Genomic DNA, 15658 nt, shown 5'->3' on the forward strand with positions numbered 1-15658 from the left:
AAAGAGTATGGTAAGGCGGCCATACTCTTTCATTTTATTGTAATTAATAAAGGAGTGTCTATTTATTAAATCTTACATAAGAAGGAATATAATTATCAATCAAAGGAGTGATATAATTAATTGCCTCCTCTGTAACGTTATTACCTTCTTCGTTTATCCAATTTATTGGAACATATTTAATGTTATTTGCTACATTAGAAGCCTCAGCTAAAAAAGTACTTGATTCATAGTTTAAAGATTCATTTCTTTTTATAGCTACCATATAGCCAGTATGACCTTCATTAGCATAATTTAAGGCTGCTGTACCTACCATATATGCTTCATCTAAGTCGATTTTAGAAGCTATATGCATTGAGCATCTTTGGATAACTCCAAGCTCAAGGGACTTCACCCTTTTGGTAATTCCAGCATTTATTATAATGTTTTTAAGATAATTACCTACGCCCCCTAGTTGAGCATGTCCAAAGTTATCATGACATCCAGAAAGGGGAGTTTCTGATATGAATCTTCCATCTTTATCTCTTAAGCCCTCAGAAGCTACTATATAAACTTGATTTTGAGATTTAAATTTTTCTTCCACATCTTTTAGGAATTTTTCCGTTGAAAAAGCTACCTCAGGAAGATATATAAAATCTGCTACTTGCTTACCATTTAATTTTGAAGCACCGGCACTAGCAGCAAGCCAACCAGTATCACGGCCCATAGTTTCAAGAATAAAAATTCCATTATTAGTATAAACCGAAGAATCTAAATAAGTTTCTAAGGTTAGGGTAGATATTAGTTTTGCTGCTGAACCAAAACCAGGAGTATGATCAGTTAATGGTAAATCATTATCTATGGTTTTAGGAATTCCTATAACCTTAACTGGGATATTATTAATTTTTGTATATTCACTAAGTTTAGCTACTGTATCCATAGAGTCATTACCTCCTACATAAAAGAAGGTATCTATATTTAATTCCTTTAAAAGGTTAAAAAGTTTTATGTATTCTTCATCATTTTCTCTAAAATCTTTCATTTTATATCGACATGAACCTAATCCAGAAGAAGGAGTAAACCTAAAGTGTTGTAAATCTTCCTTAGACTTTTCTGATAAATTTACTAGTTTTTTATTTAATATTCCCTCTATACCGTTTATACCAGCATATACATTTTCATAAAATCCTTTTTTGAAGTTTTCTTCTACAACCCCTATTACACTTGCGTTTATTACTGCAGTTGGACCTCCAGATTGTGCTATGATGCAATTAGACATATTTATTGCTACTCCTTTCCCTTAATTGGACTATATCATATATATATTATATTAATATAATATACTAAAAAGAATAAAATATAAAGATATTTTTTGAAATAATTTATAAAGTGAGAAAAAAGTATAGCACATATCCTTTAAATATGGTGAAATAATAAGACTTATTAAATCTAAGACTTAAGATAAATATAGTGAAATCTAAATAAGAACACAACTTATTACTGATTTGTAAATAATAGCTAAAATGAAGTTGATGTAACCTATTGTAATATTCAAGTGTTTTGAAGTAGCGAAAACTTGTGCTTTTAACTTATAAAGCTATAAGATCAAGAACCTAAAATCCACTGATTTAAAGACTTTAAATTAACTGGCACAAGAAGTTAATTTAATAGATATAAATTAGCTTTATTTTGAATATTAATACTATAGAATGTGTTTTTTCTTTTCAACTTAGGGGCTATGGAATATAATAGATTTGTTGATTAAAAGAAAGGGGTAGGTTTATGGAGTTCTATTCACTCATGTTAATAGCTATAGCTTTATCCTTAGATGCCTTTGGGGTGGCACTAAGCATAGGGCTTAATTGTGAGGTTAAAACTATTAATAAGGTATTCTTTATATTGTCCTTTGGATTCTTTCAATTCTTTTTATCATTTTTGGGGGCATACATAGGATATATATTTACTTCCTTTGCATCTGTGCCTAATATTATTGGGGGAATGATTATATCAATAGTAGGGGTAATGATGATTAAAGAAGGCTTTGGAGATAAGGATCAATGTATATTATTAAAAAAAAGAATGTATTTAATTCTTGGAGTATCTGTTAGTATAGATGCTTTAGTAGTGGGTTTTATAACTTTAAATACAATAAAAAATATTAGCCATCTATTAAATAGCACCTTAATAATTGGAGTTACTACTTTAGTATTAACTTCAGTAGCTTTTATATTATCTAAATTCCTTAATAAAATTCAATTTGTTTCTAAATATGCAGATTTTATTGGAGGAGCAATACTAATAATTTTTGGGCTAAAGATGATTTTATTTTAATACTAAGTAATATAATAGGAATAAGACTAAAGTAAATTTAAATGAAAATGAGTTTTGGAGAATTATAGCTAAATAAGACTTTTGACTTTAGGATTTTTATATTTAGATTTAATATCATGTATATTATATATTGTAAGGTCATAGATGAAATAATGTTTATTTAATAATTTATTACTAAGTAAATATCTGCTATACTTATAGTAGATAATATAAAAACTATTTATATATTTTAATTATGGTTTTTATAAAATTATAAAATTGTAGGTGAAACTTATGAAGGTCATAGAGATCCTAGGAAAACACAATATTAAGATGACCAAGGCTAGAGTTAATATATATAATATAATTGGTGAAGAAGATAAAGCAATAAATGCAGAAGAGATATATAAAAAGTGTTTAGATCAGGGGTTAAATATTAATTTATCAACAGTTTATAGGACATTAGAACTTTTTGAAGAAAAGGGGTTAATTGAGAAGTTTGATTTAGGAACAGGGTACTATAACTTTTCTTTAAAGAAACATGATCATAAACATTTATTAGAATGTAGTCTTTGTCATAAAGAAATAGAACTTACCTGTCCTATGAAACAAATAGAGGAACTAGTAAGGAACACAACCGGCTTTGTTTTGGTGGAACATGAGCTTAAAATGAAGGGTTTATGTAAGGATTGCTCCAATGAAAAATAGGCTATCTAAATTTTTAGATAGCCTATTTTTATTTTTTTAAAGATATTAAATTATTTATTAATATAGTCAGTATTAAAATAACTACGGATACTACAGCTATGGTACCACCAGGAGCACTATCTATATAATAAGAGGTTATAAGTCCTATGAATACATCTAAGAATCCAAATATCATAGCCCAAATAAGGGTAGTTTTAAAACCTTTTTTTAGCTGAAGGGCTGTAGCTACAGGAACAACAATCATTGATGAAATTACAAGTATACCCATAATTCTTATAGAGGCTGATATAGTAGCTCCAACTAATAGGGTAAATATATAATTTACAAAGGATACCTTAATACCAAGGGATTTTGCTCCTTCTTCATCAAAGGTTATATAAAGAAGCTTATTAAATAATAACGCTATTAATATAAAACTTATTATACTAATTATTAATATGGTTATTAAATCACCCTTAGATACTGTAAGTATACTACCAAATAATATAGAGTTTACATTAGCAGTGGTCTTACCACTACTTATAAGTATTATAGCTATACCTACACTTAAGGTTAAAATAATAGACATAACAAGCTCTGCATATTTTTTATAATAATTTCTCAAAAATTCTATAAATAATCCACAAAGGGAGGTAAATGCAAAGGAAGCTAGCAAAGGGTCAACCCCTGTAGCAAGTCCTATGGAAATACCTGCAAAGGAAGCGTGGGACAAAGTATCTCCCATCATGGAATATCTTTTTAGTACTAAAAACATACCTACTAATGGGCATAAAATTGAAATGAAAAAGCCTGCTATTAAGGCATTTTGCATAAATTCATATTGAAGCATGGTTAATAACTCCTTTATTTAGTTAAATTTTTAAATTCATCTATGGTGAAAAATTTTGCATCACCACTACAAAGTTGTAAAACATGAGATGAGTTATTAAGCACTGCACCCATATTATGCTCTACAGATATAACAGTCACATTATCCTTTAAATTAAGTTCTTTTATTAGGGCATAGATTTCAAGTTGATTTTCATGATCTATACCAGTAGAAGGTTCATCTAAAATTAGAATCTCAGGAAGGCCCATAAGAGCTCTTGCTATAAATACTCTTTGCTGTTGACCTCCAGAGAGATTACCAAGAAGTTTATTTTTAAAGTTACTCATATTAACCTTATTTAAAACAGAATCTATTATAGATTTATCCTTTATGTTAAGAGCCCTTCTATGGTTATTTAAAAGTTCACTAACTGTTATGGGAAACTGGGAATTAAAACCTTCCATCCTTTGAGGTACATATCCAATCTTAGAACTATGAAGGGTTATTTTGCCGGAATTTGGGTTTAATAATTTTAATATTAACTTTATTAAGGTACTTTTACAACTTCCATTTTCACCTATTATTGAAACATAACTCCCCTTTGGAATAAAAATATTCACATTGTTTAAAATATAAGGGGAAGAATTGTTATATGAAAAGCATAAATCTTCTATACTGATCAAAGTATCATCTCCTAAAAATAATCTTAAATATATTGTTGACATTTATTAACTCAAATATTATTATATAACCAAATGCAAATGATTTGCAATAGGAGGTTTTTGTAATGAAGAAAAAAATGTGGATACTAGGAGTATCTTTTATTATGTTATTAACTTTTGCAGCCTGTTCAAAGCCTGAAAAAGTTAAGGAAGAGAATAAAAAAATAAAGGTATTGGCAAGTTTTAATGCCATAGCTGATATTACAAGAGAAATAGGCGGAGATAAAATAGAGTTATCAGTTATGGTACCAAAGGGAGTAGAAGCACATGATTTTGAGCCAAAGCCAAAGGATATGGCCTATTTAAATGAAGCCAAGTTATTTGTATATAATGGATTAGGCATGGAAGGTTGGGCAGAAAGTGCTTTAAAGACGGTTAATAACAATAATCTAGTGAGTGTTGAAGCCTCTAAATATTGTAATCTTATAGAGAATAAAGAGGAGGACCATGATCATGATAAGGAAGAAGAACATAGTCATGGAAAATATGACCCTCATGTTTGGCTTAGTTTAAAGGATGCTAATATAATGGCTAAAAATATATTAGACGGACTTTTAAAGGTGGATGGAGAGAATAAGGAATATTATCTTGAAAGATACAAGAAATTTATGGATGAAAATTCAAAGCTTTTACAAGAATATGATGAGAAATTTTCAAAGCTTAGTAACAAAACTATCTTAGTAGGCCATGAGGCATTCTCCTATTTAGCGAGGGACTTTAAAATAACTCAAAAGGGAGTTCAAGGAGTTTTTGCAGAGGGGGAAGCTACTAGTAATAAATTAAAGGAACTAGTTGAGTATTCTAAAACAAATAATATAAAAACAATCTTCATGGAAAAGGGAGGTAGTTCTAAGGTGTCAGAGACTGTTGCTAAGGAAGTTGGAGCTAAAGTTGAAACCCTAAATACCCTTGAAAGTGAAGGAAACTATAGAGAAACTATGAGGGAAAACTTAGAGAAAATATATAATGTTTTAAAATAGATATTTTGACTACTTATCTAATTTGGTATATAAATATATATAGAACACATAAAAAGGAGAAGTATTATGGAGTTTTCATCATTAGTTATAATGGAAAAAGACAGTGAGACAGGATTTTTAACTAAAGAACTTGGAAGTTATGAAGTTAATGAGGGAGCAGAATATGTGAAAAAGCTTTATGAATCTCAAGGAAAGGTAACTTTAGTTTTTGACACAAAGAAGGATGTGGAGGAGTGGGAATTTAGCGCTATATATGATTTATTCCCTTATGAAATATTTAGTGATAAAGGAATAGAGATTGAGGATATGGATGATGAATATAACCCTACTTGGAAGGTTACCTTAAATTATAAAGAAGAGCATAGTGATATGAAGGAAGATTTAAATAATATATGCTATTTAATAGAAGAGGCTATTTTAGAATCTTTTAAAAGAATAGAAGGAAAAGAAGCAGAATATTAAAAGTAAACACTATTAAAGTTTATTATAAAAAATAAATTTTAATAGTGTTTTATTATTTTCATATAATTACTTATATAATAAACTAAAGAGGAAAAGTTTTAAAAATAAATTCTTTATAGAAAATTATAGTGTTTAAATTAAGAAACCCCTATGATATTATAATGAGTAAGAGATTTTTCATATTTTTTACCATAAGGAGGGCTATTTATGGATAATGTAAAAACTATAAAAACTAGAGATTCCATTGAGGGGAAGTATAAATGGAAGGTTGAGAAATTATATGAGAATGTTTCTAAATGGGAGGAAGATTTTAAAAGGTTAAAAGAAGAAGCGCCTATATTAAAGACATTTTCATCACAACTGAACAATCCAGAAAAGCTTATGGAATTTTTAAAGAAATACGAAGATATATCTAGGTTTTCAGATAAAATATTTATGTATGCTCATTTAAAAAGTGATGAGGATACAACTAATACAGTTTATCAAGGCTTAAAGAGCAAAATAGATACATTTATGGCGGAGTTTAGATCCTATTATGCTTATTTAGAACCAGAGATTCTGTCTTTACCAGAGGATTATTTAGAAAAGGCTATGATAAAGATTCCAGAACTTAAGGATTATAGTTTTTTCCTTCAGGATATCTTAAAGCAAAAGCCTCATACTTTAAATAAGGAAGAGGAGGAACTATTAGCATCAGTTTCAGATTGCTTAGGGGCAGCAGGAAATATTTATTCCATGTTAACCAATGCAGATATGACTTTTCCAATTATAAAGGATGAGGAAGGAAATGAGGTAGAACTTACAGAGGTTAATTATGGAACATTTATAAGATCTAAGGATAGAGACGTGAGAGAAAAGGCTTTTAAAGCTTTATTTAACACTTATAAAAAATATATAAATACCATATCAACTTCCTTAACTTCTAATATAAAAAACTTAATATTAGAAACAAAAATTAGAAAGTATAGTTCTTGCTTAGAAACCTCATTAAAACCTAATAATATACCTTTAGAGGTTTACCATAGCTCCTTAGAGACAGTAAGTAAACATATAAACTTACTTCATAGGTATGTAGACATAAAGAAGAAGCTTTTAGGAATTTCAGATATACACATGTATGACTTATATGTTCCTGTTATAGACGTAGAAAAAGAACATATAGAATATGAGGAAGCTGTTAATATAGTAAAGGAAGGGTTAAAGCCATTAGGGGAAGAATATTTATCAATTTTTAATGAAGGAATAGAAAGTGGATGGATAGATGCTTTTGAGAATAAGGGTAAAAGAGGAGGAGCTTATTCATGGGGATGCTATGATAGTATGCCTTATGTATTACTAAATTATAATTATGATTTAAATGATGTTTCTACCCTTGCTCATGAAATGGGACACTCTATTCACTCTTATTATTCAAGACAGGAGCAACCTTATATATACTCAGGATATACACTTTTCTGCGCTGAGGTTGCGTCTACTTGTAATGAAGCTTTACTTATAAATTATTTAATTAATAAAGAGAAGGATAAAAATAAGAGATTGTATTTAATAAATCAAGAATTAGAGCAAATAAGAACTACTGTATTTAGACAATTAATGTTTGCAGAGTTTGAGGAAATAACCCATAGAACTATGGAAGAAGGAGCTTCTTTAACAGGAGAGGATTTAAATAGGATTTGGCATGATTTAAATGTAAAATACTTTGGACCAAATATGATTATAGATGAGGAAATAGATATAGAATGGGCAAGAATTCCTCATTTTTACTCAGATTTTTATGTATATCAATATGCTACAGGATATGCAGCAGCCTTTGCCTTTGCAAATTCTATTTTAAAAGAAGGAGATAAGGCAGTAGAAAAATATAAGGGCTTCTTAAAATCTGGAGGTTGTGATTATCCAATAAATATATTAAGAAAAGCTGGAGTTGATATGACAACTTCTAAGCCTTTAGAAGCGACTATGATGAGATTTAATGAATTATTAGATATGCTAGAAGAGGAACTATAATTTATGCTTTTAAAGAGGTTATTTATATAAATAACCTCTTTAGCTTATAAAAATTTTTAATTATGCTTTGAAGAAATAGATTTTACACTATATAATTAATTTAGGACTTTAAAAATTTTAATATATTTTAAAGGGTTTGTTGAAATTAGTTTAAAGCTTTATAATAATAGGTGTTATTTATAATATATAGAGTTTTAAGTGAGAAAATAAACAATTATGGCCATTAGATAAGCTAAAATAAATTTTATCAGGAGTGATTATATTCCATAGGATGTTAGGAATTAGTTAGTATAGTTAATTTTAGAGAGGGATAATATGAGATTTGAATTTATTGATAGAGTAAACAATGGGGAAGTATTAGCTAAAAGTATATTTACAAGTGATGGGAAGGTTCTTTTAAGATCTGGTATAACCTTAACTACTAGATATATTGAAAGACTTAAGAACTTAGAAGTCTTTTATATTTATATAAAAGATGACAGATTAGAGGATATTAACGTAGAAGATGAAAAGCTAAATGAAATAAAGATGAATGCTGTTAAGGCATTATCCAATGTGGTTAAAAATGTAGATAATAATTCTCAGGTAAGTTTTAGAACTTCTACTGAAATTGTAGAAGAACTTATGGATTACATATTAAACATGGGAGATGTAAGTAAAACTTTATATGACATAAAGACCTTTGATAACTACACACATATTCATTCCATAGACACAGGAATAATGAGTCTTTTTATGGGGATAAATTTTAACATTCCTAAAAGTGAATTAATAGATTTAGGAGTTGCAGCTATACTTCATGATATAGGAAAGCTTAAAATACCTAAAAAGATAATGAATAAAAGAGGACCTCTTACCTATGAAGAATTTAAGGAAATGAAGAAACATCCAATTTATGGGGCTGAAATGTTGAAGAAAAATTATTTCGTATCAGATAAGATAGTAAAGACAGTTCTTCAGCATCATGAAAAGTTTAATGGTAAGGGATACCCTTATGGACTTAAAGATGCTCATATATGCGAGGCAGCTCAAATTGTATCTATATGTGATGTATATGATTCTGTAAGTAATGATAGGGTGTATAGAAAGAAGTTTTCTCCCAATGATGCCTATGAGCTTATATTATCAGAGGCTAACAATAGTTTTAGAATAGATATGGTAAACAACTTTAGAAGCACGTTTTTCGTATATCCATTAGGATGCTGCGTGAAATTATCTAATGGTATAGAGGGATATGTTATAAATCAAAATAGTGGATATCCAGATAGGCCTAAAATAAGAATTCTTTATGATAATAAAACCAGGGAATCCATACCTTTTTATGAGGTAGATTTACTTAAGGAGATAAGCTTAACTATAGTAGGAATTGTTTAAATTTATTTTAAAGGAGGGTATTTATGGAAAGAGATATATTTGCCCTACTGTCTCAAAAAGGATTTTTTATAGAGGAATATAACATACTTGGAGTAGAGAGTAGAGAATACATAGCTATTCACTTTGAGGGATCAAAGGCTTTAGCAGTTATAGTAAGTACTGAGGGTGATTATGAGTTAAAAGCCATAAGTGGATTAAATCACTTAAGAGCTAAAGGGTTTAGTGAAATATATTTTAATAACATAATTATCACAGATAATATTAATATACATAATGAAAATTACGGAACCATTCTTATAAGTAAAAGTAATGGAGAAATTATAGGATATAATAATGCTAGTGGAAGTATTATAAATATTTTAAAAGAAAATAACTCTAATAGTAATATTAAAATAGATAAACCTATAGGAGAAATGGTTACTCCCACCAATATAATTATAGGATTAAATATAATAATGTTTTTAATAACAGCCTACTATTCAAGAAGTTTATCTAACATAAATAATTATGTTTTAGTATTCTTTGGAGCTAAGGTTAATTTTCTTATTGATAAAGGTGAGTATTTTAGGTTATTTACAGCCATGTTTCTTCATGGAGGTATTGTCCACATAGGATTTAATATGTATGCCTTAAAATCCTTAGGAGATTTAAGTGAAAGAATATATGGAGCTAAAAAGTTTTTAGCTATATATTTCTTAGGAGGGCTTACTGGATCTTATTTTAGTTACATATTCTCAGACAGTATATCAGTAGGGGCTTCAGGAGCTATATTTGCTCTTTTAGGAGGGGCTTTAATTTATGCCTATAAGGAAAAAAATCGTATAGGCAAGGAATTTTTTATAGAAATATTAAAGGTTATAGGAATAAATATATTTATAGGACTTACCTTACCTAATATAGATAATTATGGTCATCTAGGGGGACTTATAGGAGGGGCTATAGTAGCCTTTATAATGTATTTTCAAAGAGATAAGAATAAAATGTAAAAATAAAAGCACTATGAATATTAATTAAGACTAAATAATATTCATAGTGCTGATTTTATAGGGATTTTTTATGATACTAGCTTATATATGTCTTCTTCATATAATGTCTCTTTATCTAAAAGGGACTTAGCTAGAGAATGAAGAACATCCTCATTTTCTATAAGAAGAGCCTTAGTTTCTTCATAAAGTTTATAAACCGTATCCTTACATTCATCAAGAACCTCAGAAGTGTTTATACCACCTAAATTTTGAAGTTCGCTAAGACTTAAAAGACCTAAGGACTCTCCCATACCATAACTAGTTATCATCGACGATATTATGTTAGTTGCCTGTTTTAAGTCATTATAGGCTCCTGTAGTAATTTTATTTTTCCCAAAGATGATTTCCTCTGCAGCACGTCCACCAAGAAGAACCTTAATCCTATTATGAAGGTATGATAGGTTTTGATAAGAACTATCATGAGGTATTGTTAGTGTATAACCACCAGCTCCTTTAGAGGTTGGAATTATGGTAACCTTAGATAGCTTATCTTCTGGAAGTACTAGTTTAGATAAGATAGCATGTCCCGCTTCGTGGTAAGCAGTTATATTTTTATCTTCTTCTTTTATTCCTTCCTTGTTTACTTTTTCATATCCTGCAACTACTATAGAAAAGGCTTTGTCTAGGTGAATATCATATATATAATCACTAGATTCCTTACAAGCTATAATAGCAGCCTCATTTATTAAATTTTCTAATTTAGCTCCTGAAAAGTAAGAAGTTTTTTTAGCTAAATCTTTAATATCTAAATCTTTATGAGGTTTTCCTTCAAGATATAAATTTATAATCTTTTCTCTAGCACTAACATCAGGAAGAGATACCTCTATATGCCTATCAAATCTACCAGGTCTTAATAAGGCTGAGTCAAGCATATCTAATCTATTAGTAGCAGCCATAACTACTATGCCTTCATTTTCATTAAATCCTGACATTTCTGTTAAAAGGGCGTTTAGAGTTTGATCACGTTCATCAGATCCTCCAGCTTTAGAATTATCTCTTTTTTTTCCGATAGCATCTATTTCATCTATAAAGATAACAGCTTTTCCATTCTTTTTAGCTTTTTTAAATAGATTTCTTATTCTAGAGGCACCTACCCCTACATATAGTTGAACAAAGTCTGAACCGGATAAAGCATAAAAAGGAACACCAGCTTCACCAGCCACAGCTTTTGCAAGTAGGGTTTTACCAGTACCAGGTTCACCATAAAGTATTACCCCCTTTGGCATTCTAGCACCGTATTTAGCATATTTTTCAGGGGTTTTTAAAAATTCTATTATGTCTTTAACGCTTTCTTTTGCTTCCTCATTACCTGCCATAGATGAAAAGTTAAATGAGAAGTTTTCATCCTTATGAGCTTCAAAGCTATCAGCAGACAGCATATTTTTAGCCCCAAGAGAAGTTTTCTTAAGAGATAAAAATACAATAGTTCCTAAAGAGCCTATTATAAGTAAAGTTAACATTATATCTTTAAGAGGAGGAGTATTACTTTCCTTTACCTCTATATTATTTTTTAATAAATCTTCTTTTAAAGTTGTGTTATTTGGATTATCAGTAAGGTACTCTGCACCATCTTTAGTTAATATGGTTAGTTTAGAACTTTTATTTAAACTAACTCTTAAAATCTTATTATTTTCTATATCTTTTAGAAATTCATTATAACTTTTACTACTAGGCTTATCATTAAAAATAAAATAAGAGGATCCTAGTATTATAAGTATCAAAGCTATAATAGAAGATATGAAAAATTTATTTTTCTTTGTTTTTATCATTTGTTTTATTCCCCCTTAAAGCTTTTTCTATAACTAACATATAAGATTTAAGATAAAATGTCTAACGAAAATCATAACATTTGGTAAAGTAATTTGTGGTAGTAGTTATAAATCTATTTATAAAAAAGAAATATATGGTATACTTTTAGTATGTAAAATTGAATTTTACGGAGGATAATTTATGAAGGTAAGTAATGTAGACTTAGCACTTAGTGGAGAGGATCTTCTATCCATATGTAAGGACTTTTTAAAAGTACAAGGACTTAGGATAGAAAATATAAAAGTACTAGAGAATGTAGAGATTAAGGGAGAATATAAGGGTATTATAAAACTGCCTTTTTACATAACAATGACTTTAGATGGGAACTTAGAAAATAAAGTATATCTTAATGTAAAGCAGATAAAAGCAGGTAATATCTCTCTTTGGAACTTTATAAAAAAAAGAGTTGTAAATAAAATTATTAGAGATCTAGAAGAGGATGGTATAAGTTTTAAGGAAGATAGGGTTACAATAGATATAACTAGTTTTCTAAAAAAAATACCAGTATATTTAGATTTTACCCTTCAAGGACTTTATATTAAAGATGGACTTCTAAGGGGAGAGGCTAAAAATATTGACTTCTCTTTAAATAAACCAATAATAGACGAGGTTCTTATTAAAGAAGAAGAAATAGAGAGGATTGAAATTAATAAAACTAAGGATTGCTATACTGAGGTTAAGGGATATATAGAGAATAAGGTTCCAGAAAAATATGATGGACTTCTTAAATTTGCTCTTATCATACCAGATTTAGCAGCCTTATTATATAGATTACTTAAGGATAAGAGGGTAGGTAAAAAAATAAAAATTTCTGTACTTATCTCTCTAGTATATATATCTTCACCTTTTGATATATTACCAGATTTCATACCATTTGTAGGTAAGATTGATGATGTAGCAGTAGTATTCTTTGCCTTAAATAAGATAATTAACAATGTGGATGATATTGTAATATTAGAAAATTGGGAAGGGGAAGATGATATAATAAAGATTATAAAAGATGGTATATACTATTTGAACACTTTATCAGGTGGAGAGAGAGTGGATAAGTTATATAACACAATAGATAGGTTATAGAAAGGAAGAACATTTTAATGCCGAAGTTTTATGCAGTAGTCAAAGGAAAATCTGGAGGAGGAAAAATTTATAGAACCTGGGATCAATGCAGAGCAGAAGTAATTGGATTTAAGGGAGCTATATATAAAAGTTTTAAAAATGAAAAAGAGGCCCTAGATTTTTTAGAACTTTATCATGAAAATAAAAAAGACATAAAAGAAAAAAGTAGTAAAGTTTTTGAAAGTAGTAATGATAATGATAATAGGGTTAAAATATATGTGGATGGAAGCTATAATGTAAGTACAGAAGAATATTCTTATGGACTTGTGGCGGTTTTAAATAATGAAGTTATCTATGAAGATAAGGGCGTGGGAGAAGAAAGAGAAGCTGCTTCTATGAGGAATGTAGCAGGAGAAGTTTTAGGAGCTATGAAAGCAATAGAATTTATGGAGCTAAATGGATATAATGGGGGAGAAATATATTTTGATTATCAAGGAATTGAAAGCTGGGCTTTAGGGATGTGGAAAAGAAATAATTTTTTAACCCAAAGATATCATGAATTTATGAAGAAAAAAATGGAAACATTAAGGGTTAAATTCGTTAAGGTTAAAGGACATAGTGGTGATTTATATAACGATAGAGCAGATAGGTTAGCTAAAAATGCATTAAACATATAGTGATTTTGGAAAAAACATTCTAGTTTAATAAAGGGAAATTTGCATAATCTAAGACTACAATAAATAATAAGGAGATGAGATTATGCGTAATGGAAAATTCATAGTTGGAATGGCAGCAGGAGCAATAGTTGGTGGAACAGTTGGATCTATGATGAGCAATATGGATAGAAGAACTAAGAAAAAGTTAAGAAGGACTGGTAAACAACTAGCGACTTTTGCTGAAGATGTATATTCACAAATGAATCAATATATGAGATAATTACTATGATGCCCTAGATAGGCTAACAAATCTAGGGCATTTGTAAGAGTTTTTTGATAAATTTTAAAAATCTAAAAGTTTTTTTTAATAAATCGTTGTTCAGTACACAAAATGTGCTATAATAATACATAAAATCAATATATATGAGAATATTTTCAGTAAAGGAAGAGTGAGTTATGGAGATACTTTCTTTAGGCGAAAAAATAAAGAGAAGGCGTAAAGAATTAAATATGACTTTAAAGGATTTGGCAGGGGATAGAATAACTCCAGGTCAAATAAGTCTTGTAGAGTCAGGAAAATCAAATCCAAGTATGGATTTACTTGAGTATTTGGCATCTACACTAAAAACCTCTGTTGAGTATTTAATGGAATCAGAGGAAACCCAAGCAGAAAAAATATGTTTATATTTCGAAAACTTAGCTGAATCTTATGTATTAAATCAGGATTTATCCTTAGGGGAACAATATATAGAGCGAGCTCTATATTATGCTGAAAAATACAACTTAGAGTACAGGAAGGCAAGAAACCTTTATTTAAGAGCTAGTATTTATATGTCTAAAGAAGAAAATGTACCTGCCCAACAGTATTTTTTATCAGCAAATGTAATATTTATAAAAAATAATAATTATGAAGAAGTTGTTAATACCTTCTTAAACTTAGGTAAAATAACCTATGAGTTAAAAGCTTATCACTCTTCAAATTCTTATCTTCAACAAGCTGAAAAGGTTTATCTAGATAATGATCTAGGAATTGATGCTATACTTGGAGAGATATATTATTACATAGCCAGTGTATATTTTAAGTTAGATAATTTGGACAAGGCTATAAACTATTCTTACCTAGCTAAAGAGAAGTTTAATCAGCTTGATAATAAAAAAGAATATGGAAAAGCATTACTACTTCTTACAGAGCAATATAATAAAAAGGGTGACATAGATAATGCAATAAAATATTCTAAGAAAACCTTAGAAGTTTTTAGAGAATTAAAAGATTCACTCCAGCTTTCTTATATCGAAAATAACTTAGGAAGGCTTTTCTATGAGTTTAATAATCTTGAGGAATCATTTAAACACTATAATACTGCTAAAGAAATAAAAGAAAAGAATAATGATAAAACCTTAATTGATACTTTAATAAATATATGTGAAAATTACATTAAACTAAAAAATGTTGATAAGTGTGAAGAGATCCTTGAGGAAATATTCGATTCTGTACAGGATATAGGTGGACTAGCTTTTATAGACTATTATCTAATAAAGTATAGGGTAGAACTTTTAAAGAATGATACATTAGCAGCAGAAAGCACTTTAATTTTAGCTTTAAATTATGCTAAAAATATGGAGTTTTTAAAGAAAGCAGCTGAGATTTGTATAATGATAGGTAAGTTCTATATTGATAATAAGGAAGATATAAAGGCAGCAAAATATCTAAATGATGGAGTGGGATTGCTTAAGGAATTAGGTATTTTAAAAGAACTATAATAAA

Annotated in this window: 15 protein-coding genes; 11 read left to right on the forward strand and 4 right to left on the reverse strand. The window is 28.9% G+C overall.

The annotated features are described in order from the left end of the window. Positions 1 to 58: 58 nt before the first annotated feature. The gene (locus BR69_RS0105440) at positions 59 to 1255 is read right to left on the reverse strand and encodes a 6-phosphofructokinase (protein WP_027632276.1); all 1197 of its coding nucleotides are present in this window, start codon (positions 1253 to 1255) and stop codon (positions 59 to 61) included. A gap of 503 nt (positions 1256 to 1758) precedes the next feature. On the opposite strand from BR69_RS0105440, the gene BR69_RS0105445 reads away from it, so the two are divergent. Both BR69_RS0105445 and BR69_RS0105450 read left to right on the forward strand, forming a co-directional pair. Continuing rightward, complete coding sequence (locus tag BR69_RS0105445) at positions 1759 to 2307, forward strand: manganese efflux pump MntP (RefSeq protein WP_027632277.1); 549 nt, start codon at positions 1759 to 1761, stop codon at positions 2305 to 2307. Positions 2308 to 2580: 273 nt separating this feature from the next. After that, entirely contained in the window at positions 2581 to 2994 is a 414-nt protein-coding gene (locus tag BR69_RS0105450) for a Fur family transcriptional regulator (RefSeq protein WP_027632278.1), read from the forward strand. Positions 2995 to 3022: 28 nt separating this feature from the next. Here BR69_RS0105450 and BR69_RS0105455 read toward each other — a convergent pair whose 3' ends face one another. Both BR69_RS0105455 and BR69_RS0105460 read right to left on the reverse strand, forming a co-directional pair. Further along, positions 3023 to 3823 (reverse strand): metal ABC transporter permease, encoded by an 801-nt coding sequence (locus BR69_RS0105455; RefSeq protein WP_027632279.1) that lies wholly within the window; start codon positions 3821 to 3823, stop codon positions 3023 to 3025. A 14-nt stretch (positions 3824 to 3837) separates the two neighbouring features. Further along, positions 3838 to 4485 carry a metal ABC transporter ATP-binding protein gene (locus tag BR69_RS0105460; RefSeq protein ID WP_027632280.1) on the reverse strand — a complete coding sequence of 216 codons (648 nt, stop codon included), beginning with the start codon at positions 4483 to 4485 and terminating at the stop codon, positions 3838 to 3840. 104 nt (positions 4486 to 4589) lie between these two features. Between BR69_RS0105460 and BR69_RS0105465 the strand changes: the two genes are divergently transcribed. From BR69_RS0105465 to BR69_RS0105485, 5 genes are all read left to right on the forward strand, one after another. After that, positions 4590 to 5504 (forward strand): metal ABC transporter solute-binding protein, Zn/Mn family, encoded by a 915-nt coding sequence (locus BR69_RS0105465; RefSeq protein WP_027632281.1) that lies wholly within the window; start codon positions 4590 to 4592, stop codon positions 5502 to 5504. A gap of 66 nt (positions 5505 to 5570) precedes the next feature. Beyond that, the gene (locus tag BR69_RS0105470) at positions 5571 to 5966 is read left to right on the forward strand and encodes a DUF6762 family protein (protein ID WP_027632282.1); all 396 of its coding nucleotides are present in this window, start codon (positions 5571 to 5573) and stop codon (positions 5964 to 5966) included. Positions 5967 to 6173: 207 nt separating this feature from the next. Next, a complete protein-coding gene (gene pepF, locus BR69_RS0105475; RefSeq protein ID WP_027632283.1) occupies positions 6174 to 7973 on the forward strand; it encodes an oligoendopeptidase F in 1800 nt (599 codons plus the stop codon). A 315-nt stretch (positions 7974 to 8288) separates the two neighbouring features. Continuing rightward, positions 8289 to 9347, forward strand: coding sequence for an HD-GYP domain-containing protein (locus tag BR69_RS0105480; protein WP_027632284.1), 1059 nt, complete (start codon positions 8289 to 8291; stop codon positions 9345 to 9347). 23 nt (positions 9348 to 9370) lie between these two features. Continuing rightward, positions 9371 to 10333 carry a rhomboid family intramembrane serine protease gene (locus tag BR69_RS0105485; protein WP_027632285.1) on the forward strand — a complete coding sequence of 321 codons (963 nt, stop codon included), beginning with the start codon at positions 9371 to 9373 and terminating at the stop codon, positions 10331 to 10333. A gap of 68 nt (positions 10334 to 10401) precedes the next feature. Here the strand turns inward: BR69_RS0105485 and BR69_RS0105490 are convergent, their stop codons facing one another. Beyond that, positions 10402 to 12141 (reverse strand): ATP-dependent metallopeptidase FtsH/Yme1/Tma family protein, encoded by a 1740-nt coding sequence (locus tag BR69_RS0105490; RefSeq protein WP_027632286.1) that lies wholly within the window; start codon positions 12139 to 12141, stop codon positions 10402 to 10404. A 181-nt stretch (positions 12142 to 12322) separates the two neighbouring features. Between BR69_RS0105490 and BR69_RS0105495 the strand changes: the two genes are divergently transcribed. From BR69_RS0105495 to BR69_RS0105510, 4 genes are all read left to right on the forward strand, one after another. Then, positions 12323 to 13258 carry a YkvA family protein gene (locus BR69_RS0105495; protein ID WP_027632287.1) on the forward strand — a complete coding sequence of 312 codons (936 nt, stop codon included), beginning with the start codon at positions 12323 to 12325 and terminating at the stop codon, positions 13256 to 13258. Positions 13259 to 13275: 17 nt separating this feature from the next. Continuing rightward, entirely contained in the window at positions 13276 to 13914 is a 639-nt protein-coding gene (locus tag BR69_RS0105500; protein ID WP_027632288.1) for a ribonuclease H1 domain-containing protein, read from the forward strand. An 82-nt stretch (positions 13915 to 13996) separates the two neighbouring features. Then, positions 13997 to 14173 (forward strand): YtxH domain-containing protein, encoded by a 177-nt coding sequence (locus BR69_RS21670; protein WP_150112248.1) that lies wholly within the window; start codon positions 13997 to 13999, stop codon positions 14171 to 14173. 176 nt (positions 14174 to 14349) lie between these two features. Next, entirely contained in the window at positions 14350 to 15654 is a 1305-nt protein-coding gene (locus BR69_RS0105510) for a helix-turn-helix domain-containing protein (protein WP_027632290.1), read from the forward strand. Positions 15655 to 15658 lie beyond the last annotated feature (4 nt).

Origin of the sequence: Clostridium hydrogeniformans DSM 21757 (genome assembly GCF_000686705.1) — a bacterium.
Taxonomy (GTDB): Bacteria; Bacillota; Clostridia; order Clostridiales; family Clostridiaceae; genus Clostridium_Z; species Clostridium_Z hydrogeniformans.

Coding starts and splice junctions, on each gene's coding strand:
- BR69_RS0105470 (WP_027632282.1), top strand. CDS start 5,571: ATGGAGTTTTCATCATTAGTTATAATGGAAAAAGACAGTGAGACAGGA.
- BR69_RS0105490 (WP_027632286.1), bottom strand. CDS start 12,141: ATGATAAAAACAAAGAAAAATAAATTTTTCATATCTTCTATTATAGCT.
- BR69_RS21670 (WP_150112248.1), top strand. CDS start 13,997: ATGCGTAATGGAAAATTCATAGTTGGAATGGCAGCAGGAGCAATAGTT.
- BR69_RS0105480 (WP_027632284.1), top strand. CDS start 8,289: ATGAGATTTGAATTTATTGATAGAGTAAACAATGGGGAAGTATTAGCT.
- pepF (WP_027632283.1), top strand. CDS start 6,174: ATGGATAATGTAAAAACTATAAAAACTAGAGATTCCATTGAGGGGAAG.
- BR69_RS0105510 (WP_027632290.1), top strand. CDS start 14,350: ATGGAGATACTTTCTTTAGGCGAAAAAATAAAGAGAAGGCGTAAAGAA.
- BR69_RS0105455 (WP_027632279.1), bottom strand. CDS start 3,823: ATGCTTCAATATGAATTTATGCAAAATGCCTTAATAGCAGGCTTTTTC.
- BR69_RS0105440 (WP_027632276.1), bottom strand. CDS start 1,255: ATGTCTAATTGCATCATAGCACAATCTGGAGGTCCAACTGCAGTAATA.
- BR69_RS0105500 (WP_027632288.1), top strand. CDS start 13,276: ATGCCGAAGTTTTATGCAGTAGTCAAAGGAAAATCTGGAGGAGGAAAA.
- BR69_RS0105495 (WP_027632287.1), top strand. CDS start 12,323: ATGAAGGTAAGTAATGTAGACTTAGCACTTAGTGGAGAGGATCTTCTA.
- BR69_RS0105465 (WP_027632281.1), top strand. CDS start 4,590: ATGAAGAAAAAAATGTGGATACTAGGAGTATCTTTTATTATGTTATTA.
- BR69_RS0105485 (WP_027632285.1), top strand. CDS start 9,371: ATGGAAAGAGATATATTTGCCCTACTGTCTCAAAAAGGATTTTTTATA.
- BR69_RS0105450 (WP_027632278.1), top strand. CDS start 2,581: ATGAAGGTCATAGAGATCCTAGGAAAACACAATATTAAGATGACCAAG.
- BR69_RS0105445 (WP_027632277.1), top strand. CDS start 1,759: ATGGAGTTCTATTCACTCATGTTAATAGCTATAGCTTTATCCTTAGAT.